Annotated in this window: 21 protein-coding genes; 6 read left to right on the forward strand and 15 right to left on the reverse strand. The window is 33.2% G+C overall.

The window, feature by feature from the left end; genetic code table 11:
• Positions 1-80 precede the first annotated feature (80 nt).
• Both ftsH and rsfS read right to left on the reverse strand, forming a co-directional pair.
• On the reverse strand, positions 81-2,006 hold the full coding sequence (gene ftsH / locus H2650_RS05905) for an ATP-dependent zinc metalloprotease FtsH (RefSeq protein WP_188049832.1): 1,926 nt from the start codon (positions 2,004-2,006) through the stop codon (positions 81-83).
• A 19-nt stretch (positions 2,007-2,025) separates the two neighbouring features.
• Positions 2,026-2,397 (reverse strand): ribosome silencing factor, encoded by a 372-nt coding sequence (gene rsfS / locus H2650_RS05910; protein ID WP_188049833.1) that lies wholly within the window; start codon positions 2,395-2,397, stop codon positions 2,026-2,028.
• 95 nt (positions 2,398-2,492) lie between these two features.
• On the opposite strand from rsfS, the gene H2650_RS05915 reads away from it, so the two are divergent.
• Complete coding sequence (locus H2650_RS05915) at positions 2,493-3,221, forward strand: biotin--[acetyl-CoA-carboxylase] ligase (protein WP_188049834.1); 729 nt, start codon at positions 2,493-2,495, stop codon at positions 3,219-3,221.
• A 74-nt stretch (positions 3,222-3,295) separates the two neighbouring features.
• On the opposite strand, the gene H2650_RS05920 is transcribed toward H2650_RS05915, so the two are convergent.
• Positions 3,296-3,688: an SRPBCC family protein gene (locus H2650_RS05920; protein WP_188049835.1), complete on the reverse strand. Its 393-nt coding sequence runs from the start codon at positions 3,686-3,688 to the stop codon at positions 3,296-3,298.
• Positions 3,689-3,706: 18 nt separating this feature from the next.
• Complete coding sequence (gene pyrE / locus H2650_RS05925; protein WP_188049836.1) at positions 3,707-4,354, reverse strand: orotate phosphoribosyltransferase; 648 nt, start codon at positions 4,352-4,354, stop codon at positions 3,707-3,709.
• 7 nt (positions 4,355-4,361) lie between these two features.
• On the opposite strand from pyrE, the gene H2650_RS05930 reads away from it, so the two are divergent.
• Positions 4,362-4,958, forward strand: a complete 597-nt coding sequence (locus H2650_RS05930; protein WP_188049837.1) for an NUDIX hydrolase — start codon at positions 4,362-4,364, stop codon at positions 4,956-4,958.
• Between the two features lie 116 nt (positions 4,959-5,074).
• On the opposite strand, the gene H2650_RS05935 is transcribed toward H2650_RS05930, so the two are convergent.
• Positions 5,075-6,805: a M14 family metallopeptidase gene (locus H2650_RS05935; RefSeq protein ID WP_188049838.1), complete on the reverse strand. Its 1,731-nt coding sequence runs from the start codon at positions 6,803-6,805 to the stop codon at positions 5,075-5,077.
• Positions 6,806-6,940: 135 nt separating this feature from the next.
• On the opposite strand from H2650_RS05935, the gene H2650_RS05940 reads away from it, so the two are divergent.
• On the forward strand, positions 6,941-8,287 hold the full coding sequence (locus H2650_RS05940; RefSeq protein ID WP_188049839.1) for a DEAD/DEAH box helicase: 1,347 nt from the start codon (positions 6,941-6,943) through the stop codon (positions 8,285-8,287).
• A gap of 233 nt (positions 8,288-8,520) precedes the next feature.
• Here H2650_RS05940 and H2650_RS05945 read toward each other — a convergent pair whose 3' ends face one another.
• From H2650_RS05945 to H2650_RS05960, 4 genes are all read right to left on the reverse strand, one after another.
• A complete protein-coding gene (locus H2650_RS05945; protein WP_188049840.1) occupies positions 8,521-9,099 on the reverse strand; it encodes an alkylphosphonate utilization protein in 579 nt (192 codons plus the stop codon).
• A gap of 194 nt (positions 9,100-9,293) precedes the next feature.
• On the reverse strand, positions 9,294-9,749 hold the full coding sequence (gene coaD, locus H2650_RS05950) for a pantetheine-phosphate adenylyltransferase (RefSeq protein WP_188049841.1): 456 nt from the start codon (positions 9,747-9,749) through the stop codon (positions 9,294-9,296).
• 39 nt (positions 9,750-9,788) lie between these two features.
• On the reverse strand, positions 9,789-10,481 hold the full coding sequence (locus tag H2650_RS05955; RefSeq protein WP_188049842.1) for a DUF421 domain-containing protein: 693 nt from the start codon (positions 10,479-10,481) through the stop codon (positions 9,789-9,791).
• Between the two features lie 9 nt (positions 10,482-10,490).
• Positions 10,491-11,465, reverse strand: a complete 975-nt coding sequence (locus tag H2650_RS05960; protein ID WP_188049843.1) for a D-alanine--D-alanine ligase — start codon at positions 11,463-11,465, stop codon at positions 10,491-10,493.
• Between the two features lie 194 nt (positions 11,466-11,659).
• Between H2650_RS05960 and H2650_RS05965 the strand changes: the two genes are divergently transcribed.
• The 3 genes from H2650_RS05965 to H2650_RS05975 all read left to right on the forward strand — a co-directional run bounded on the left by H2650_RS05965 (position 11,660) and on the right by H2650_RS05975 (position 14,094).
• A complete protein-coding gene (locus tag H2650_RS05965) occupies positions 11,660-12,262 on the forward strand; it encodes a PASTA domain-containing protein (protein WP_188049844.1) in 603 nt (200 codons plus the stop codon).
• 10 nt (positions 12,263-12,272) lie between these two features.
• Positions 12,273-13,316 (forward strand): RluA family pseudouridine synthase, encoded by a 1,044-nt coding sequence (locus H2650_RS05970; protein ID WP_188049845.1) that lies wholly within the window; start codon positions 12,273-12,275, stop codon positions 13,314-13,316.
• Between the two features lie 223 nt (positions 13,317-13,539).
• On the forward strand, positions 13,540-14,094 hold the full coding sequence (locus tag H2650_RS05975) for a C40 family peptidase (protein ID WP_188049846.1): 555 nt from the start codon (positions 13,540-13,542) through the stop codon (positions 14,092-14,094).
• A 288-nt stretch (positions 14,095-14,382) separates the two neighbouring features.
• On the opposite strand, the gene cysK is transcribed toward H2650_RS05975, so the two are convergent.
• From cysK to H2650_RS06005, 6 genes are all read right to left on the reverse strand, one after another.
• Positions 14,383-15,297 (reverse strand): cysteine synthase A, encoded by a 915-nt coding sequence (gene cysK, locus H2650_RS05980; protein WP_188049847.1) that lies wholly within the window; start codon positions 15,295-15,297, stop codon positions 14,383-14,385.
• A gap of 5 nt (positions 15,298-15,302) precedes the next feature.
• Complete coding sequence (locus H2650_RS05985) at positions 15,303-16,139, reverse strand: serine O-acetyltransferase (protein ID WP_188049848.1); 837 nt, start codon at positions 16,137-16,139, stop codon at positions 15,303-15,305.
• Between the two features lie 281 nt (positions 16,140-16,420).
• Entirely contained in the window at positions 16,421-17,809 is a 1,389-nt protein-coding gene (gene lpdA, locus H2650_RS05990) for a dihydrolipoyl dehydrogenase (protein ID WP_188049849.1), read from the reverse strand.
• Between the two features lie 181 nt (positions 17,810-17,990).
• Positions 17,991-18,755, reverse strand: a complete 765-nt coding sequence (locus H2650_RS05995; RefSeq protein WP_188049850.1) for a LytTR family DNA-binding domain-containing protein — start codon at positions 18,753-18,755, stop codon at positions 17,991-17,993.
• 59 nt (positions 18,756-18,814) lie between these two features.
• Positions 18,815-20,134 (reverse strand): RagB/SusD family nutrient uptake outer membrane protein, encoded by a 1,320-nt coding sequence (locus H2650_RS06000; protein WP_188049851.1) that lies wholly within the window; start codon positions 20,132-20,134, stop codon positions 18,815-18,817.
• Positions 20,135-20,145: 11 nt separating this feature from the next.
• Positions 20,146-23,484: a SusC/RagA family TonB-linked outer membrane protein gene (locus H2650_RS06005; protein ID WP_188049852.1), complete on the reverse strand. Its 3,339-nt coding sequence runs from the start codon at positions 23,482-23,484 to the stop codon at positions 20,146-20,148.
• Positions 23,485-23,489: the final 5 nt, after the last annotated feature.

Below are 23,489 nucleotides of genomic sequence, written 5' to 3' on the forward strand. Positions count from 1 at the left end.
GTCCAAAGATAAAAAAATCTTAATTCAAAAGAAGCTTTTGAATTAAGATTTTGTAAATAATGTAAATATTGATGTTATTTTTATGAAACTACTTCTTCTAGATTTTTATCCCAATTTCTTTTTCCGAAGATTGCTTCTAAATCATCCTTAAAAATAACTTCTTTTTCAATTAAAATATCGGCAAGTTGATTCAACTTGTCTTTGTTTTCTTCTAATATTTGAATGGCTCTTTTGTACTGACCTTCAATTAACTCTGATATTTCAGCATCAATTATTTTTGCAGTCTCATCAGAATAAGGTTTAGAGAAGTTATATTCACTTTGTCCAGTTGAATCGTAATAAGTAACGTTTCCTATTTTTTCATTCAATCCGTAAATAGTAACCATCGCACGAGCTTGACGTGTTACTTTCTCTAAATCACTCAATGCACCTGTAGAAATTCTATCAAAAGTAACTTTTTCAGCTGCTCTTCCTCCCATTGTAGCACACATTTCATCTAACATTTGATCTGTTCTTACAATTTGTCTTTCTTCTGGAAGGTACCAAGCTGCTCCTAAACTTTGTCCACGAGGAACAATAGTCACTTTAATTAACGGTGCTGCATGTTCTAGCATCCAACTTACGGTTGCATGTCCAGCTTCATGAATAGCGATTGCTCTTTTTTCTTCAGGAGTGATAATTTTATTTTTCTTTTCCAAACCACCAATAATTCTATCAACTGCATCAAGAAAATCTTGTCTATCTACTGCTGTTTTGTTATGACGAGCTGCTATAAGAGCTGCTTCATTACATACATTTGCGATGTCAGCACCAGAGAAACCTGGAGTTTGTTTGGCTAAGAAATCTAAATCTAGACCTTCTACTTTTTTGATAGGAGCTAAGTGAACTTGAAAAATTTCGGCTCTTTCTCTAATGTCTGGCAAATCAACAAATATTTGTCTGTCAAATCGACCTGCTCTCATTAAGGCTTTGTCAAGAACATCAGCTCTATTGGTTGCTGCCAAAACAATAACATTAGAATTAGTTCCAAAACCATCCATTTCTGTAAGTAATTGATTTAGTGTGTTCTCACGTTCATCATTCCCACCAGACATATTGCTTTTTCCTCTAGCTCTACCAACAGCATCTATTTCGTCAATGAAGATAATAGCGGGAGATTTTTCTTTAGCTTGTTTAAACAAATCACGAACTCGTGACGCACCTACACCTACAAACATTTCTACAAAATCAGAACCTGATAAAGAGAAAAAAGGTACTTGTGCTTCACCCGCAACAGCTTTCGCTAATAAGGTTTTACCAGTTCCTGGAGGACCAACGAGCAAGGCGCCTTTTGGTATTTTACCTCCCAGATTAGTATATTTTTCAGGGTTTTTTAAGAACTCTACAATTTCTTGTATTTCTTCTTTTGCTCCTTCTAAACCAGCTACATCTTTAAAGGTGGTTTTGATATCTGTTTTTTCATCAAATAGTTTTGCTTTTGATTTTCCAATATTGAAAATCTGACCACCGCCACCGCCACCGCCGCCAGACATTTTTCTCATGATAAAGATCCATACGGCAACTATGATAATTATTGGTAACAAGCTCATTAAAATATCTGACCAATTGTTTTTAGGTAAAAAATTGAAATCTTTCAACTTTCCTTCAGCAACTGCTTTTTCTAATTTTGTTTGAAAAATTTGATCATTACCAATATCAAAAGTGTAATGAGGTCCTTTATTAGGTCTGTCAAAAACATCTTTAGAAACTTTTTTATGTTCAGCCTCTTTTAATGCAGCAGCATTCAGATATACTTCTGCTTCTGTTTTGTTGTAAACAGTTACTTTTTCTATTTGACCTTTTTCTAAATAGTCGTTAAACTTAGAAGATGTCAATTGTCCCGGTTCATTAATGTTAGAACCTCCAGTTATGAAACTTATAAATAAGAAAATTAACAGTATTGCAGTATAAATTAACCACGGACTTACCTTGAACTTATTTGGATTTGGATTATTTTCTTTAGCCATTACTACGGATTATGTGTCTTTAGTATTTGTTTTCAATGGTTGTTATTTTTGCATCGCCCCATAAACTTTCGATGTTGTAATATTCTCTGATGTGCTTTTGGAACACATGTACAACAATATTTACGTAATCCATTAGTACCCATTCGGCATTGTCTGTTCCTTCAACATGCCAAGGCTTGTCTTTCATTTCTTTTGAAACTATTTTTTGGATTGAGTTGACAATGGCATTTACTTGTGTATTAGAGTTACCATTGCAAATGACAAAATAATCACAAACTGCTGTGTCTATTTCTCTTAAATCAAGTACAGTAATATCATTTCCTTTTACTTCTTCTATTCCGTTAATGATATTCGCTAATAGGATGTCATTATTTATCGTCTTTTTCGCCATGAATTATTTTTATATAAGTTTGTAAAGTTACCATTTTTTGTGATTATTTTTGAACCTTAACAGAATATTAAATTCTGTTGATCAAAAAAGGTATAATGAAACTAATCAAACTCGATGCCATAGATTCAACAAATGAGTTCTTAAAGGCTTTATCGAACAAACAAGAGCTGGAGAATTTTACTGTCATAACAGCTGAGAATCAAACGAAAGGAAAAGGACAGATGGGTTCTATATGGGCTTCTGAAACGAGTAAAAACTTAATAATGAGTATTTTGGTTAAGGATTTTTTATCTGATATTAATCAAATTTTCAATCTCAATATTGCCATTTCTCTTGCTGTAATTGAAGTTCTAGAAACTTTAAACATTCCTAATCTTAGTATTAAATGGCCTAACGACATTATGTCATATAACAAAAAGATTGGTGGCATTTTGATTGAAAATAGTATAAAAAGTGACGGAAAAATTGTTTCAATTGTCGGTTTAGGACTCAATGTAAATCAAACTAATTTTGAAAACTTACCAAAAGCATCTTCTTTAGCGGTTATTTGTAATAAAGATTTTAATAAAGAAAAGCTACTTTTTTCTATTGTTGACTGTTTGGAAAATAAAATAAAGGGATGTACAAATAAAAAAGATTTCTTGTGGGAAAGTTATAGTAATAAATTATTTAAAAAAGGAATTCCGATGCCTTTTTCAGATCAAAAGAAAAATTACTTTATGGGAATTATTCAAGGAGTTTCTCAAATTGGTAAGTTAGAAGTTATCTTAGAAGATGATACTGTTTCTGAATTTGATATTAAAGAAATCCAAATGTTGTATTAATAAAAAAGGAGAAAAAATAGACACTTTCGTGAAATTTTTTTCTCCTTTTAGTTATTGTTATAATGTTTTGAAACTTATAATTTATGCATATTGCTTGCTAAAGTTTCGATAAACTTACTAATTGGTCCTTTGATCATCATTGCCATCATTGGGTTGAAATCTCCTTCAAAATCAAGCTTTACTTCACTTGATGAATCTGATACACTTTCTATGTTTGCAACTAAAGTAAAAGGAAGTTTATCACTTGCCGCTCCTAAAACCACTTTGTTTGGCGCGACTTTTTCCTTCATTTTTAGTTTAATTTCTGGCATTCCTTTTAATCCAAAAATAAAAGCATCTTCACCAATTACTTCAAATTTAGCGATGTTTTCTGGCATTAACGTTCCGAAATTTTTTACATCCGTTAATAAGTCAAATAATTCTTGAGCTGATTTTTGAACGCTAACTTTAGGGCTTTCTAAGTTCATCATTTTATATTTTGATTATTATATTTCAATATTCCAAGTAGATGGACTTACATTCCATTCTCTCAAGGTTTGTTCCTCTTCTTCTGTAATGTATCTTTTTGCAACTGCCAAATTCAATAGATTTTGGTAATTACTTAAAGTAAATAAATCAATATTTGCGGATTTAAAATTTTCTTCTGCAACATTAAATCCGTAAGTGAATATTGCAGCCATACCTTTTACGTTGGCACCTGCTTCACGCAAAGCCTCTACTGCAAGTAAACTACTATTTCCCGTACTAATCAAATCCTCTACTACAACAACATTTTGTCCTTTTTGTAAAAAACCTTCTACTTGATTTTGTCTACCGTGTTTTTTAGCTTCTGGACGTACATAAACGAATGGTAATCCCATGCTTTCTGCAACTAGAATACCAATACCTATTGCTCCAGTGGCAACTCCAGCAATAACATCTGGTTTTCCAAATTGTTTCTCAATGTTTTTCGAAAATTCATCTCTAACATAATTTCTTACTGCTGGAAATGAGAGAATTAATCGGTTATCACAATAAATTGGCGATTTCCATCCAGAAGCCCATGTAAAAGGATTTCTTGGATTCAATTTAATTGCATTTATTTGCAAAAGGAATTCGGCTGTTTTTTCGGCGGTTTCTTTATTAAAAATCATAGTACAAATGTATAAAGTTTTTGTTAACGACAAGCCACTTTTTTTGACAAATCACATCTCCAAGGAGACAGATTTTCAATTATTTCTGTTAGAGAGTATTGACATAGAGCAACTTATCGTCAAAATATTTCAAAATAAAATTAATAAAGCCTATTTATATCATCCTGATGAAAGCTTGATAATGAAGACTTTAAAAGCTAAAATTCCTGTTTGTAAAGCAGGAGGAGGCTTAGTATATAATAAAAAGGGGGAAGTGTTATTCATTTTTAGAAATGGAAAGTGGGATTTACCTAAAGGAGGTATAGAAAAAGGAGAAGAAATTGAGGATACTGCGATGCGTGAAGTAGAGGAGGAGACTGGCGTAAATGGTCTTACGATTTCGCATAAACTTCAAAAAACGTATCATGTTTTTAGAAGAAATGGGAAGTATAAGTTAAAAATAACCCATTGGTTCGAAATGCAATCTGATTTTGAAGGGACTCCAAAAGGCCAATTAGAAGAAGGAATTGAAAAAGTCGCTTGGTTGAATCCGGAGCAAATAAAAGAAGCATTAAAAAATTCCTACGAAAACATAAAATTATTGTTTGAGGAAGAGAGTATTTAGTACTATTTTATTTTTAAAAAAGCAGATTAGTTTTAAACACGTATTTCACACATTTTCGCAAATTAATATTTGAAAATGAATGAAATACGTTTTTTTTATCTATTAAAAATAGAATTTTATTTTAAAATTCGATAGACTGGATATTGTAAATGTGCAGCTTCATAGTAAATAGAATGTTTATAAATCCAATCCAATTGCGCTTCTGGGTTCTTTGAAAAGTTGGTATCGCTTTGCATTTTTTGCTGTAATTCGTCTTTTAGTTTTGGATTTTCTTTTAATATTTTAGCAGCAGTATCTTCAAAAACATAGTCAGAATACCCTTCTTTTTGTTGCAATATCGTATCGAAAAAATTCCAATTAAAGAAAGAATCAATCGCTTCGGGTTCTAGAGTTTCTAGTAAATATTTTATTCCTTTTTGAGTTGTTGTAATCAAATAATCTCCCTTAGTAAAAGCCATTTTTTTAATTTGCGATGTGGTAGTCGTATTTCTATGTAAATAATGTCCTTCATAAGCGGAATTGGTCGTTTTAAAATCAGCAATTCTGTAACTTTCCACTTCAATAACAGTGTCTTTTTTTAATTCTTGCACTGCAATTCCATTGCTTTTTAATAATTCAATAACATCCCAAAATCCTTTGGGAATTACGTAAGATGTTGGTATGATAATTTCTTTTGCAGATTTATACTCTTTGCTAAATGGTACTTCTTTTTTGTAAGGTTTTGTACGATCGTAAAACAATCGATTTCCTGAGGTAACCTCACTTTTTTTGTGGCTGCCTTCATAACCTAAAAAAGAGAACGGAATTACCTTTGTAGTATCAATTTCCCATTTTATAGTATAGAATTTTTCAGGTTTATATTGTTCTTCATTTTTTAATCTCATTTGTTTGATTTTAGTATAATTATTATCGGTAAAATCAATTGCGGAACGCATATATTCATAGGTTACTTTTACACGGTCTGCATATTTTTTTAGCATGTGTGTTTCTACTACAAAACCAATGGTGTTAAATAAAGATGTGTAACCCGTTGCATATCTTGGACTTTCAAAAAAATGAGCAAAACCTTTGTCTGGCGTATCAGAAAAGGCATTTACATATGGAGTAGTCTCGATTCCCTTTTTTTGTAAATCGGTTACCAAAGCCGGCATCATTTCACTATTCAAAAAATCGCCTAATACATTCCCTAATTTGTTGTGCTGTGTCATTATATAAGTCAGTTTGTATTGATAATCGGCGCGATTGCTAACATGATTATCAATAAAAACATCAGGATTGATTTTGTGAAATATTTCGACAAAACTTTTGGTGTTTCTAGTATCTGACTTGATGAAATCTCGATTCAAATCATAGTTTCTAGCATTTCCTCTAAAACCATAGATTTCTGGACCCTCTTGATTCGTTCTTGTGGTCGAATTTCTGTTTAGAGCGCCTCCAATATTATATACTGGAATGCAAACGATAACGGTGTTTTTTGGAGCTTTAATTTTGCCTAAAGCCAAATCTCTAAACATTTGCATACTCGCATCAATTCCGTCGGGTTCTCCGCCATGAATTCCGTTATTCAATAAGATTACGGCTTTGTTTTTATTGATTTTTTCAAAGTCGAATTGCTTTTCGGGATTAAAAATTACAATATGTAATGGTTCTCCACTATCTGTTAAACCCATTTTTTGCATTTTTATAGACGGGAAATCATTAGATAATAAAGTGTAATAGGAGATTGTTTCGGTATAACTTGGCGTTTGATTTCCGTTACCCTTTTCGAAAAAAGTATCGTATTTATTTGTTTTTTGTGCCATTGCACTAATTGAAAAGAATAAAATAAGGAGTGTGAAAAATCTCATACTTTGATTTTTAAATTGAATATCAAATGTAGCAAATTTTATACTGTTTTTATAAGCAATGCTATTCTCCTAAACGCCTTATTTAAAACAAATGATAATTTAAAATTTAGAATTACCTTTGCACAAATAAAAAAAATGAATACGAAACACCATCCCAACAATATACTTTTGAATTTAGGCATCGAAAGCCTGAATGAAATGCAAGAAGTTGCTCAAGACGCGATCTTAAACGATAGTAATGTATTATTACTATCGCCAACGGGCTCTGGGAAAACCTTGGCTTTTTTGTTGCCAATTCTTGAAATGTTACAACCAGAAATTCTATCAGTTCAGTGCTTAATTTTAGTTCCTTCGCGTGAATTAGGATTGCAGATTGAACAAGTCTGGAAAAAAATGGGTACTGATTATAAAGTTAATGTATGTTATGGTGGGCATTCTATCGACACAGAAATAAAAAATTTAAGTAATCCACCAGCTGTTTTAATAGGAACTCCAGGAAGAATTGCAGATCATATTGATAGAGGAACTTTCCGCTTAGATAAAATTCAAACCTTGATTCTAGATGAATTTGACAAATCATTGCAATTGGGTTTCCATGAGCAAATGTCATTCATTATTGGAAAATTGACGAAATTGAACAAACGTGTTCTAGTTTCAGCAACTTCTGATATTGAGATTCCAAGATATACAAGAGTGGTAAATCCTACCATTCTTGACTTTATTCCCGAAAATGAACAAGAATCAAACCTTTCGATGAAAATGGTAGTTTCTAAGGATAAAGATAAAATAGGAAGTTTGTTCAACTTAATTTGTTCTTTGAAATCAGAATCTGCCATTGTTTTTTGTAATCATCGTGATGCTGCAGAACGCATTAGCGATACCTTGAACGAAAAAGGAATTTATGCTACCTATTATCACGGTGGAATGGATCAAGATGAAAGAGAACGCGCTTTAATTCAGTTCCGTAACGGAAGTGTGAGTTATTTAATCACCACTGATTTAGCGGCTCGTGGACTTGATATTCCCGAGATGAATCACGTAATTCATTATCATTTACCTGCTAAGGAAGATGAATTTACGCATAGAAATGGTAGAACAGCTCGTATGTTAGCTTCTGGAACGGCATATATTGTTGCGCACGAAAGTGAAAAAAAAGCAGATTATCTTGATTACGGGATGCCTGTTTTTAATGTTGAAAATGCAACTTCATTACCAAAGCCACCTCAATTTCAAACGATTTACATTAGTGGTGGAAAGAAAAATAAATTGAATAAAATTGATATAGTAGGTTTCTTTTCTCAAAAAGGAAAACTAGAAAAAGGCGATTTAGGATTAATTGAAGTCAAAGATTTTATCTCTTTTGCGGCGGTTAAATTCAATAAAGTGAAAGATCTATTGCACGCGATAAAAGATGAGAAAATGAAAGGTAAAAAATTCAAAATCGAAGTAGCAAGAAAAGTTATTAAGAAAGAAGAGGAATAGATTAGTGATCAGTTTTGAAAAGTGTTCATTCCAATTATTTGTTCAATTATTTGTCATGCTGGAAGCATCCCTATAAAGTTGCTCTAAATTGTTGAGACGCTTCCAGCAAGACAATTGTAGTAGCGTTTATTGATTTAAAATAGCATAAAAAAACGTTAGTAGTCTAAATTTAGACTGCTAACGTTTTTTTTATTTTTACTCAAAACTGATTACTAATTATCAATCACTAAAATTTATGTTTTCTTAACATATTGAGTAATAATTACAATTGTTTGTCCATCTACTTTTCCTTCAATATATTCAGCGTTTTCATGGTCTAATCGAATGTTACGCACTGCTGTTCCTTGTTTAGCAACCATGCTCGATCCTTTTACTTTCAAATCTTTGATCAGGACAACGGAGTCTCCGTGTTCTAATATTACGCCATTACTGTCACGATGTATAATTTTGTTTTCGTCATCTTCTCCTTCACCTGTAGCTTGAGCCCAAGCCAAAGTATCTTCATCTAAATACATTTGATCTAATAATTCTTGTGGCCATCCATGAGCACGCAAACGGCTTAACATTCTCCAAGCCACAACTTGTACCGGAGTTTGTTCGCTCCACATGCTGTCGTTTAAACATCTCCAATGGTTTAAATCTACATTTTCAGGGTTTTCTATTTGATCAACACAAGTGCTACAAGCCATGATGCTTTCATCAAGTCCACCTTTTTTTGTTGGCAATACTTCGTACACTTTTAGGTTTTCGGTTGCGCCACAAAGTTCACATTTAGATCCACTGCGTTTGCTTAATTCTCTTTCTATGCTCATTATTTAATGTCTTTATTTTAAGCGAATTTACTGTTTAAAGATTGTCTTCGCAAATTATAGTAGTTTTGATTGTATATATTAATAAGTACTCTTAATATTATTCTGCTGATTATTAAATCAATAGTGTTTGAAAAAAGAAGACGCTTTCTGTGTGACAAATACACCACTTAAAGTTTTTATCAATTACCGTAAAACTATTTCATTCTAACCGCACTAGGAACCAGCAATTCATATTGTCCGCCATTTCTAAGAACGTCTCTAACAATGCTTGAACTGATGTAGGAAGTTTTTGCTGCAGTTAATAAAAACACAGTTTCTATTTTTGCCAAACGTCTATTTGTGTGTGCAATAGCTTTTTCAAATTCAAAATCGGCGGGATTGCGCAAGCCACGAAGAATAAAATTAGCTTTGACTTTATGACACAAATCAATGGTTAATCCTTCGTAAGTAATGACTGAAACTTTAGGCTCATCCTTAAATGTTTCTTCGATGAATCGCTTTCTTTCTTCGAGTGAAAACATGTATTTTTTTTCGGCATTAACACCAATAGCAATTACAATTTCGTCAAAAAGGGAAATGGCTCGATTAATTATATCTTCATGTCCTAAGGTAATTGGGTCAAAAGATCCCGGGAATATTGCTTTTCTCATATTGTATTATAGTCTATTGGTAAACTGATTTACGTTAAATTATGATTTACGAATGGTATTTAATGAAGCTACCCATTCTGATTTATTACAAGCATCACAGGTAGCCATTCCCGCTTTTTGCTGTATTGTATTTCCGCAAAAAGTGCAAGAATAAAGCCCTTCATTAGGAATAACACTGTTTTTTTGATTGAATAAATGGGGCAGAATTGGCAAACCTGATTTTACCTTATCATCTTCATAATAAAAAACACTTATTTCGCCGCTGGTTTCCATAAATGCACTTTTTATTTGTCCTAAGTGTTCGATAGATTTTAATCTAAGTTCCGAGAAAAATTCATCTTGCGCTAAACTTTCTTTTTTGAAAGATGCAATCGAAAATTTTCCTTCCTGAATCAAACACTCTGTTTTTCCTTCTATAAACTCTTCGAATTTCTTGCTTTTTCCGGTAAACCAGGTGACTAATCGATACAAAAGAATAATGACAGTAAATACGGTAATAGCTGGAATTATACCCACATCTTCATAAAACATTGGGTCTCCAGCTGCTGATCCTAAAGCAATTATTATTACAGTTTCAAAAACAGACAATTGTTTTACGCCACGTTTTCCTGCTACTTTTAAGGTAAGCAGTAAAACAATAAACATTACTGTAGATCGAAAAATGACTTCTAAAAGAAAGGATTCTGGTAAACCATTAAATAGTAATCTGTTCCATTCAAATATTTCTTTCATAATAGAAATTTAGTTGTTTAAAGCCAATTCTATTGCGTTTGTGAACAAATCTTCTAGTGAAATTCCTGCTGCTTTTGCTTGTTGTGGAATCAAGCTTTCTGTTGTTAAACCGGGAATGGTATTCATTTCAAGCATGAACGGTTCACCATCTACGATAATAAATTCACTTCTAGAGAACCCTTTCATTTTTAGGATTTCATATGCGCGTTTTGCTATTTCGCTTAATTTTTGCGTCATTTCATCAGAAATTCTGGCTGGCGTAATTTCTTGTGATTTTCCTAAGTATTTTGCTTCATAATCAAAGAAATCATTATCAGAGACTATTTCGGTAATGGGTAATACAGTTACGATACCTTTGTAATTGATAACTCCAACAGAAACTTCAGTTCCGTCTAGGAAACTTTCTATGATGATTTCGTTATCTTCTTTGTAAGCCACTTCAATTGCAATAGGCAACTCGGCAGCTGTTTTTGCTTTAGAAATTCCGAAACTTGATCCTGCTTTATTTGGTTTTACAAAACAAGGCAAACCCACTTTTGCTACAATCTCGTCCGTATTGATTTTATCCCCTTTGTTTAAGTAATAGGAAGTCGCTGTTTTGATTCCGTATGGTTTTAAAACTGATAATAGATCTCTTTTGTTGAACGTTAAGGCGGCTTGGTAGTAATCGCAAGAGGTTTGTGGAATGTTTAAAAGTTCGAAATACGCTTGCATTAAACCATCTTCGCCAGGTGTTCCGTGAATGGCATTAAACACACAATCAAAAGTGATTTTGGTGCCAGCGACTGTTACGGAAAAGTCATTTTTATCGATGGGGAATTCCGTATCACTTGCGTCTACATAAACCCATTTTTCTTTGAAAATATGGATGCGGAATGCGTTGTATTGGGTTTTGTCTAAGAATTGATAAACAACGTTTCCGCTGATTAGTGAGATTTTATATTCGCTAGAATATCCGCCCATGATGATGGCAATGTTCTTCATTTTTGAAAGATATAGGTTATGAAAACGTTTTCTTTTTTTAGCCCCGATAGCAGTGGAAATCCTTTTTATTGGCCTTTTGGCCGATAAAAAGATTGCAACGAATAGCGGGAAATAGCTCCAGAGAGTATTAAACAAAATTATCATTTTTTTTGAAACGAAATAGCTTTATCTTTGCGACATCTAAAAATAAATTTATGAGTTTACGTAAGTATCTTACTAGCCGTGTTTTTGTAATACAAGTACTAGTTGCTTTTGCCATTTTGGCTACTTTGGGTTATTTGTTTATGCATTGGTTGACTTTTACAACCGATCACGGTCATGAAATTGCAGTTCCGGATTTGCGAAAACTGACTGAGGAACAAGTGCAGACAAAACTTGATGAATTGGATTTAGACTACGTTCTTTTGGATAGTGTGGATTATAGAAGTGATTTCCCTCAGTTTAGTGTGGTAGAACAAGATCCAACTCCGGGTACTAAGGTTAAAGTAGGTCGAAAAATATACATAAAAATTAATACTTCTGGATTTTCATCAGTTAAAGTTCCTGATTTAATCGAAAAAACGTATCGTGAAGCGGTGCCAACATTGAAAGCTTTAGGACTTGATGAAGGAACCGTTACTTATGTACCTAATTTAGGAAAAGATATGGTGCTGGAAATGCGTTTTAAAGGACGAAATCTAAAAGTAGGCGATAGAGTTCTAAAATCATCTAAAATTGATTTGGTTTTGGGCGACGGAAAAATGAGTTATCAAGAAGAAGAAAATGCAGCGGATACACTAAGTACGCCAATAGAATAAATACCAATTAATGAATAATACTGTAGATACAATAGATTTAGAAGACGAGTTATATGAACATTTTAGATTTGAAGTTCCTAAAGGCCAAGCGGCTTTACGAATTGATAAATATTTGATGGGATTGATCCAAAATGCAACTCGCAACAAAATACAAACTGCCGCAAACGAAGGGAATATCTTTGTAAATGATGCGACGGTAAAATCAAATTATAAGGTGAAAGCGAATGACGTAGTTCGTGTGATGTTGACTCATCCTCCTTACGAAAACCATATCATTCCAGAGAATATTCCGCTGGATATTGTTTATGAAGACGATACTTTATTGCTGATAAATAAATTGCCAGGAATGGTTGTTCATCCTGGTCACGGGAATTATACAGGTACTCTGGTTCATGCTTTGGCGTATCATTTTGATAATTTGCCAATGAATAGTAGTGAGCGTCCTGGATTAGTACATCGAATTGATAAAGACACTTCTGGTTTGCTAGTTATTGCCAAAACAGAAGCTGCTATGACCCATTTAGCAAAACAATTTGAAGCGAAAACTTCTGAAAGAGAATATGTAGCTTTGGTTTGGGGAAATGTGGTTGAAGATAATGGAACGATCGAAGGAAACTTAGCACGCCACTTGAAAGACCGCATGCAAATGGCTGTTTTTTCTGATCCAGAAATAGGAAAGCCTGCCATTACACATTATAAAGTTTTAGAGCGTTTTGGGTATGTAACTTTGATTTCATGCCAACTAGAAACGGGTAGAACACACCAGATTCGCGCGCATTTAAAACATATTGGTCATCCTCTTTTTAATGACGAGCGTTATGGAGGTCATTTGATTTTGAAAGGAACTACGTTTACCAAATACAAACAGTTTATAGACAATTGTTTTAAAGCATTACCAAGACAAGCCTTACATGCTAAAACATTAGGTTTTGTGCATCCTACAACGGGTGAATTAATGCGATTTGATACAGAATTACCACAAGATCTACAAGATTGTATTGAGAAATGGAGAAATTATTCTAAGTCTCATGGGACTGATGAAGTAGAAGAATAAGATTAAAAAAAGCTCCGTTATGGGGCTTTTTTTATAGAATTAATTTATTGCTATTCAGTATTTTTTTATTTTATAAATGTTGTTTTTACCTCGTTTAATTCGAATTATATAATTTAATTAGATTTGTAACGTTGAGATAAGTACTTTTCTTTTCTCATTTAGTTTTGGAGTACAAAATCTACCTTGTTTAAAGCTATATTTTTTTTTCATTTAAATTTTTAATATGACCTATAAAAATATCCATTTTTTTAAATTCAGAATCGTTTTTTCTTTAGTACTATTTTTGTTTTTAACGGATGCGTTTTCCTCTACAAAAACGGGAATTTGTAAAAAGTGGTACTATGAAATAAATAGTAAAGACACCTTAACTGAGCCAATTCAAAACGAGTTGTCTTTAAGAGATAAGATTATCAATTACGGAAGAGGTTTGCTAGGAACTCCTTATGTTGCAGCGGGTTGCAGCGCAAAAGGTTTTGATTGTTCTGGATTTGTTTATTTTGTATTTAATCATTTTAATATCAAAGTTCCCAGAAGTTCTTCGCAGTTTAAAAATTTTGGTAAAGAAATTGCTATCGAAGAGGTTCAAAAAGGAGATATACTGTTGTTTTTGAGTCCTACCAGAAATGTTATTGGTCATGTAGGTATTGTTACAAATCCCAAAGGCTTGGATAGTGATTTTATACATTCCTCTTCAGGTCGTGAAATGAAAGTGATAGTTACTAGTTTAAAAAAACCAGGTTATGCAAAAAGATTTGTAAAAGCAGTACGGGTTTTGTAATGTGGACCTAATTTTATGTTTGAATCATACTTTTGATCCATCACAAACACGCAGAAAAGTGAGTTTTTTAATTTTAAAAACAATTACACTGCACTCTATTTTTACTATTTTATTTATATAAAGTCCTTTTTTTTAATTTAGAAATTATTCTTTTTCTAAAAACTCTTTGAAAAATATAAACCTCCGTAAATGCTGTTTTCTAAAAGCAGATTTACGAAGGTTGTTTGATATTAAAAGGCATATATGTAGTCGTTATGCAATCCGAGTAATACTTGTTTAATTGACTGCTTATACAAACAATCCCTCAACACTTAAGTAATGTTCTCCTGTGTCGTAGCAAAAAGTTAAAACTGTAGCATTCTCAGGAATTTCTGTTAGTTTTTTAGCTACTGCTGCTAAAGAAGCGCCAGAAGAAATTCCAACAAACATTCCTTCTTCTTTTGCGGCTCTTTGTGCGTAAGTAAAAGCATCGTCTTTACTCACTTGAATCGTTCCGTCTAATAAATCGGTATGCAAATTAGCAGGAATAAATCCGGCACCAATTCCTTGAATAGGATGCGGACCCGGTTTACCACCACTAATTACTGGAGAGACTTCTGGTTCTACAGCAAAAACTTGTAAGTTGGGATAATGTTGTTTTAATATTTCAGCACAACCAGTGATATGACCGCCGGTTCCTACGCCAGTTATCAAATAATCCAATCCATCAGGAAAAGCTTTGATGATTTCTTGAGCAGTAGTTTTTTTGTGAATATCAATATTTACAGGATTGTCAAATTGAAGTGGTGACCAAGCATTTGATAGTTCGTTGACTAATTCCTTTGCTTTTTCAATAGCGCCAGTCATTCCTTTTTCACGAGGTGTTAAAACAAATTCAGCTCCGTACAAACTCATTAATCTACGTCTTTCTATAGACATCGATTCTGGCATTACTAGTATTAGTTTGTATCCTTTTACAGCAGCAACCATAGCTAATCCAATACCGGTATTTCCTGATGTAGCTTCTATTATGGTTCCGCCTTCTTTCAACAGTCCTTTTTGTTCTGCATCTTCAATCATGGCAAGCGCAATTCTATCTTTTATGCTGGCTCCAGGATTGGCACGCTCTAGTTTTATCCAAACGTTTTGGTTTGCCCCAAATAATTTATTTATTTTTACATGTGGTGTATTGCCTATTGTTTCGAGTATGTTATTGTATTTCATAATATTTATATTGAGAAAAAATTAATTTCTTTTATTTCTTGTTGATTTAAAACAGTGTTTTTATTGGATTGCATTACAAAAGAATATGGATTTAGACTTTTAGTTACAAAAGTATTTCCACCAATGATACTGTGATTCCCTATTATGGTGCTTCCGCCAAGAATAGTAGCATTTGCATAAATAATCACATGATCTTCTACAGTAGGATGTCGTTTTTTTTCTTCCATGCTTTTTTCTACTTGCAGAGCTCCCAGAGTAACTCCTTGATAAATACTTACGTGTTTTCCTATGATGGTAGTTTCGCCAATCACAATTCCTGTTCCGTGATCAATGATAAAGGGAATACCAATAGTTGCTTTTGGATGAATATCAATTCCTGTTTTGCTATGCGCATATTCTGTCAGTATGCGAGGTAATAAGCAATTTGTTAATCCCGAAATAGCATTGGCAATCCGGTACACTTCGATAGCGAAAAAACCAGGATACGAGTTAATAATTTCTTGAATGCAATCGGCTGCGGGATCAGTATCTAAAATTGCTTGCGCATCTTGCTGCATAGCCGAATATAAATCTGGAAGTTTACTATAAAAGGCATCTGTTACTGCACGACTTTTAGAGGATGTTTTATCTTTATTAATTTCAGTTAAAATAGCTGTAAACTTTGCTTTGTTTTGTTCTAAAAGCAGTTCGATTTGAATGGTTTCTAACGCTTTTTCGGGAAAAATAATTCGGAATAAATCATCTAACCAACTAATGATTTTAGAAGAATCGATAGCTCTCACCCAATTTTTATTTTGGTTTTCGTGGAGTATATTAGAGAAGTTGTGTGTTTCAGTGTTCATCAATTGTATAATAAATTCAATATTTAAGGAGTCAAATGACTTATAACACAAAGATAGAATAGAAATTAATAGTTTTTTAGATACAGTTTGTAAATATATGTTAAGATGTTAATCATAGAAAAGATTGTTTGAAAAGAATCAAAGTACATTCTTTTTGTTATCATACCAAACAGAATAAATAGATGTTTAATCTTTACAATTGAGCAAAAAAAAATCCGTTTAGAATTTCTAAACGGATTTAATAAGTGAATAAGAAATCATTTCTTTTCTCTCAATGAATGCTATAAGTGAATTACTTCATCGTAAGCTGCAGCAACAGCTTCCATTACTGCTTCACTCATTGTTGGGTGTGGGTGAATTGATTTTAGGATTTCATGACCTGTAGTTTCTAGTTTACGAGCAACAACTGCCTCAGCAATCATATCAGTAACACCAGCACCAATCATGTGACAACCTAACCATTCGCCATATTTTGCATCAAAAATTACTTTTACAAATCCATCAGGAGTTCCTGCTGCTTTTGCTTTTCCTGAAGCAGAGAATGGGAATTTACCAATTTTTAATTCATATCCTTTTTCTTTAGCTTGCTTTTCTGTCAAACCTACTGAAGCAATTTCAGGAGTTGCATAGGTACATCCCGGAACGTTTCCGTAATCGATAGGCTCTACATGTAAACCTGCAATTTTCTCTACACAGTTTATTCCTTCTGCAGAAGCAACGTGTGCCAATGCTTGTCCTGGTGTGATATCACCAATAGCATAATATCCAGGAATATTAGTTTGATTGTAAGCGTTTACTAAGATTTTATCTCTATCTGTAGCAATTCCTACTTCTTCTAAACCTATGTTTTCAATATTAGTTTTGATTCCAACTGCCGAAAGTAAAATGTCTGCTTCTATAACTTCTTCTCCTTTTGCTGTTTTTACAAATGCTTTCACACCAGCTCCGGTAGTATCAATTCTTTCTACAGACGAGTTCGTCATGATTTTGATACCAGCTTTTTTCAATGAACGCTCCATTTGTTTCGAAATATCTTCGTCTTCAACAGGAACTACATTTGGCATAAATTCTACGATAGTCACTTCCGTTCCCATAGAATTGTAAAAATGTGCAAACTCAACTCCAATTGCTCCAGAACCCACAATAATCATTGATTTAGGTTGTGTTGGCAAAGTCATTGCTTGACGATATCCTATTACTTTTACACCATCTTGAGGTAAACTTGGTAATTCACGAGAACGCGCTCCAGTAGCAATGATGATATGATCCGCACTGTATTCTGTAACTTTATTCTCTTTATCCGTAACATCAACTTTTTTACCAGGTTTTAGTTTTCCAAAACCATCAATTACGTCGATTTTATTTTTTTTCATTAGGAACTGAACTCCTTTACTCATGTCTCCAGCAACAGTTCTACTGCGTTGTACAACAGCAGGAAAGTCTTTGTCAAATGATGAAATAGTCAATCCATAATCAGAAGCGTGTTTCAAATAATCAAAAACCTGAGCTGATTTCAGCAATGCTTTTGTTGGTATACAACCCCAGTTTAGGCAAACTCCACCTAAACTTTCTTTTTCAATTACAGCTACTTTAAAGCCTAATTGCGATGCTCTAATGGCAGTAACATATCCACCTGGTCCACTTCCTAAAACTATAATATCGTATTTCATTTTTTAAAGTATTTATTTTTTTAAATTATAATAATGCAATTCGCAACAGCGCATTTCACTTTATATTGAACTTTATTCATTAATTGAGATGGCGAATTTAAGGATTTATTTTTAAAATTGAACTTAGTATTGAGTTGCATTCCTTTTTTTTAGGTAAGTGAAATCTAAGCACAAATTAATCTTAGTGATTAAGCCATTTTTTGAAATTATTTATTTCTTTTTTACTAAGAATAATAGGATCGTTCTCTACTGCTTTGACCGTGAGTTTTAATTCTATTTTTTGATTAGAATGTTTGATTATTTCACTAATAATGGTTCGTCGAACGATATATTTTCTATTTACCTTAAAAAAATGTTCCGAATCTAAATTGTGAATCAAATCTTTGATAGTATTGTTGTATAAATAGCTATTGCCAGAATTAGTATGTACAAATAGGTGTTTTCCAGTGGCTACAAAATAACTAATATCGGTTTCATTTATAGAAATAAGTTTGTATCCGTGATTGACTAAAAAGTGATGCTGAATCTTTTTTTGTTCAGGATTAGCAATGGCGTAAAGTGATTGTAAGGTGGAATCGCTTTTGAAACGCTCTTTTATCTTTGTAAACTTTACTAAGGCTTCTAGTAATTCTTGCTCTTCGAAAGGTTTTAAAAGGTAATCAATGGTAAAGTGTTTGAATACTTTAATGGCATACAAATCATAAGCGGTAATAAAAATAACAGGACATGAAATATTCGTTTTCTCAAAGATCTCAAGACTTTTTCCGTCTCCTAAATGAATGTCCATGAAAGCTAGATCGACTTTATAATCTGTAAAGAAAGTGACTGCATCTTCTACTGATTTTAAAATGGTGATTTGATCTATGACAATCACTTCTTGCTGCTCTAAAATTGATTTTAGATAGCTCGAAGCAAGATGTTCATCCTCAACAATGGCAATTTTCATTTGCTTTTTTATGTAAAGTTAAAAAAAAAGTCCAGCTATAAAAGCTGGACTTTTCTTATTTACAAATCAGGATTGTTTAATCGCACATTTGCTGGAAAGGGTAGGGTATAACGCGGATCATTCTGAGTTAATGTATAGCTTGTGCCATCGAGCATATGAACAATTTGTTTTTGAGAAGCTCTTCTTAAATCAAACCAGCGGTGACCTTCTACTGTAAACTCTCGTTGTCTTTCTTGAGAGATAAAATTAGAAAGAGCCACTTTATCCATTGCATTGATTTCTAAGGTCAGTTGGTCAAAACCTGCTGCAGTATATCTTTTTTCGATAAAAGTTAGTAGCGTAGTTTTGGCTGCAGCCAAATTGTTCACTTCATTTAAAGTTTCTGCTTTTGTAAGATACAATTCAGCCGTTCTAAAAGAAGATTTTTGATTGAGCTCACCGCCTTTTTTGAATTTGAAACGACTTCCGTTTGCTAGAAAATAAATAGGAAAGCGCAAATCAGTTTGCTTATTAAATGCTGCAATTAAATCTGCAGAAACATACGAAGCACTTTTTAAACTATTGATAAATGTATCTTCAAGCGCTAGAATTGATTCGGCTGTGTCGTAATTGTTTGGCAAAACACTTTTGGTGTTTAGATTTACTAATTCATTTTTATATGCCAATGCATTATTCACAGCTTCCAGCGCTTTAGACCATTCCTTTTTATACAAATAAATACGAGATTCAAATGCATATAAGGCCGCTTTTGAAAAACGGTAATTAATTCCCTTAACTTGTGTTTCTATATTCAACAAGCTTTTTGCCTGCTCTTTGTCTAATTGTATTTGGTTGTAAATGGCAGCCACACTTTCTGGAACATAGGCTTGTTCTAAATCTATTTTTAGTGCTAACGGAACTCCTTTATCTGTAGAGGCGGTTGCAGGGTTATAGGGTTTTGCAAATAAATTGATTAGATCAAAATAAGCCATTGCTCTAAGGGCATGAGCTTCGCCAATTAGTTGGTTTTTCTCCGGTGAGTCGGAAACTTTTTTACTTGCTTCATTGATTACAACATTCGAATAAAAAATCACATTATACAATTGTTGGTATTGGAAATCAGTTGTTAATCTATCAGGATTAGCATCTTTCCAGATGTAGATGTCTTTGTAGTACACTAAATCATCACTATACTCATTTAACATTAACTCATCGCCTCTCAAAGAAGTTAACGATTTGTGTTGTGGATATACTTCGTAGCCTTTTGTTAGTACGGCTCTAAAATCATTTAAAGTTTCTGGAATAACTTTTCCCACTGGTTTTACGTCTAAATAATTATCACAACTTGTTACAGCTACCACAGTGATAAACAAGAGTATATATTTTGTTATATTTTTCATCTTAAATTGGTTTAAAAAGTTATGTTACATCCTAAAGAGAATGACTTAGGAATAGGTTGAGCGTAAATATTTCCGAAAGTTTCTGGGTCAAAATATCCTTTGTAATCAGAACTAATCACGAATAAGTTTCTAGCCTCGGCACTAAAACGAATGCTTTCTATAAATATTTTTTCGCTTGCTTTTTTAGGCAAAGTATACCCCAAACGTACACTACTTAAGCGCATATAGCTCATTTCTTTAACCCATGTGTCTAACAATTTGTAAGTATCCAACGGACTTGCGCTAGAATACCAGTTGTACGCCATCCAGGAATCTCCAGTTCCTGAGTCTTTACTATTGATTGCTGGTAACTTTGATCCTGTATTAGTAGGAGACCAAGCATTTAAGATGTCAGTTGTGTAATTCTGACTGCGATCAACAGTTGTACCGTTGTAAGGAGGTGTTTGTACGACAGTTTGTTTGATGTTGAAAGTAGTAGCAACCGATAAGTCAAAATCATGCACTTTAAAAGTATTGGTAAAACCACCTATGAATTTAGGATCTAAATCTCCTGCATACGTAAATAAATCTCTAGTTGCTTCAGCAGTCAGTTTAGATTGCGAAAGTTCTCCAGGGAAAAAATCAGCAAACGGATCAAACAATTCAAATAGCGTTTGTGTATTTACAGTTTCTCCTTTTTTGTTGATAAATAATGGGTATCCGTTTTCGTCAATTCCTGCCGTTTTCAAAGCAAAAACTGCATTTACGGGATAACCTTCTCTTGACGGAAGGTAACTGTTTGATCGCACTTCTAAGCGATCTACATTACTCTTATTGTGCGAAAAATTGATGTTAGAGGTCCATTTAAAGTTGGGAAGATCAATGTTTTTTGTTGCAATAGCAATTTCAAAACCTTTATTGGTTACTTGTGCCCAGTTTAGTGTTGTAAATTCGAAACCATTTTCTAAAGGAAGAGAACGAAGTCCAATTAAATCGCTACTTTTTCTACCATAAACATCAGTTACAAAGCTAATACGATTATTAAACAATCCTAAATCTAGTCCTAAGTTGGTATTTGTTGTTTTTTCCCAACGCAACTTATCGTTTGGAGGACTTGTAATAGTGATAGTTGGTTCAGTCTGACCAGGAAGTATTGTTGCATTTTTATATTCACCAACTACATAAGGGGATGTACCTTTGTCTATGTTCCCTTGTAGTCCGTAGGAAGCGCGCAATCTCAAATTAGATATAACACTGTTGTCTTTTAGGAAATCTTCTTGTGAAACTAACCACGAACCAGAGGCAGCCCAAAGTGGCAAATATTTATATTTAGGATCTACTCCAAACAAGTCTGATCCGTCATAACGTACACTACCAAAAACAGTATATTTTCTATCATAAGTATAAGCTGCAGTTGCATAAAAAGATGCATATGCATTTTCATTTTCGTTTTTTCGGTATGTTTTGTAAGCTTCTTCATTTGCTAAACTTTCATTCGGAAATATAATTTGTGTTGTATTTAATGTTTTTGGATCAAATCCAAAACCTTTAGTTGCAACAGCAGTACTATAACTTCTTCTTAACTCATTTCCTACCATGAAATCTACCTCATGCTTTTCATTAAAAACAGTAGAGTAATTTACCATTGTTTTCCAGTTGTATTGAAAAAAATCAGTATTTGTATTTTGAATTATACCACCATTAGGAAGAAAATAGTTGTAGCTCCCGTTACTATATCTACGAGTTTTTTCTCTTTCTTTTCGTGTAAAATAAGTTTCTTTATCGGCAAATTTCTCGCTTGAAGTGTTATCTAGCTGCAAACCAATTTGAGAGCTTATTTTTAAATCTTTAATAATTTTGTAATCTAAATCAAAAATTGCTTTGAAGGCTCTGTTTTTTAATTCATAAGAACTATTTTCTTTTTCTTCTAAAATATTAAAAGGAACATATCGATCGGAGTAACCGGTAATATCTTTGTCATAGTTATAACTTCCATCTGCTTTTAGTGGTGTTAGATAAGGATTTACAGAGCGTGTATAATTTGCCGGATTTGTGAATCCGTCCGTATCAGTTATGTACGATTTTGTGCTGCTTTGAGCACCAAACATAGCAATACCAACATTTAATTTATCAGTAAGGTCGTAGTTGTTTTTTAACGTCAAATTATATCTTTTAAAACCAGTTCCAATGGTCGCTCCCTCTTCATCAAAAACTCCCAAAGAGAAATAGTAATCTGATTTTTCTCCACCTCCAGAAAGGCTTAAGCCGTGTTGGGTGTTTACCGAATTTTGATACAATAAATTACCCCAATTCGTGTTGTTATTTCTTAAGCTATTGATTGATTGTTGCGTAGTAGGGTTTAAAGCTGAAAAGCCACCTGCTCTAAACGTATTTAACTCATTTGAACCATTTAAAATGCGGGCAATTTCTCCTCCATTATCTCTGTATGTCAAATCAGATCTACTAGCCATTGCAAGTTCAAAATCGACCTTTTGATTACTGTTCATCAAATTTAATTTTGAGAAATCAGGCTTTTGCGTGATAAAAGTGGCGGTATTGAAATTGACTTTCATGTTCCCTTTTTTACCTTTTTTTGTTGTAATTACAATTACACCATTGGCAGCTCTCGCTCCATAAATGGCTGTTGCAGCGGCATCTTTTAGGATAGTGATATCTTTAATATCATCAGGATTTAGGCCTGCAATAGAGTAATTTGTTAATTGATCTATATTGTCTTTGTCATAATTTTTAGGCACATCGTTACTCTCTAAGGGTAAACCATCCAGTACCCATAAAGGATCTTGTGAACCCGAAAGTGAGGCTGTTCCTCTAATTCTTATTTTTGCAACCGCACCTGGAGCACCAGTTCCTGGCGTAACGGCAACCCCTGTAATTTGTCCTACTAATAGTTGGTCTATACTTGCTACACCAGCCTGCTGAATATTTGCCATCGATACATTGGCAACAGCAGCAGTCAATTTTCTTTTTTCTATTTTTTGGTATCCTGTAATAATAACTTCTTGCAACTGACTTACATCTGAAGTTAAAGATATATTGTAATTTTTTTGAGTAGTTATTTGTAAAGTATAAGATTTATAACCTAGATAACTGACTCTTAGAGAAGAGATATCTTTATTAATTTTTAATTCAAAATTACCATCCATATCAGTAATCGTTCCAATGCTTGCGCTTTCTATAACACCTTCTTGTTTGGTGCTATTAGATACTGAGGTATTCTCCGCATAAATTGAAACCCCTGGTATAGGAAGGTTGTCTTGTGAGTCAATTATTTTACCAGTGATAATTCTGGTTTCTTGTGCATATCCTGATATGGCGAACAAGAGGAGTAAAGTGAGTATTAATTTTTTCATTTTAG

Source organism: Flavobacterium sp. GP15 (assembly GCF_014281985.1).
Classification (GTDB): Bacteria; Bacteroidota; Bacteroidia; order Flavobacteriales; family Flavobacteriaceae; genus Flavobacterium; species Flavobacterium pygoscelis.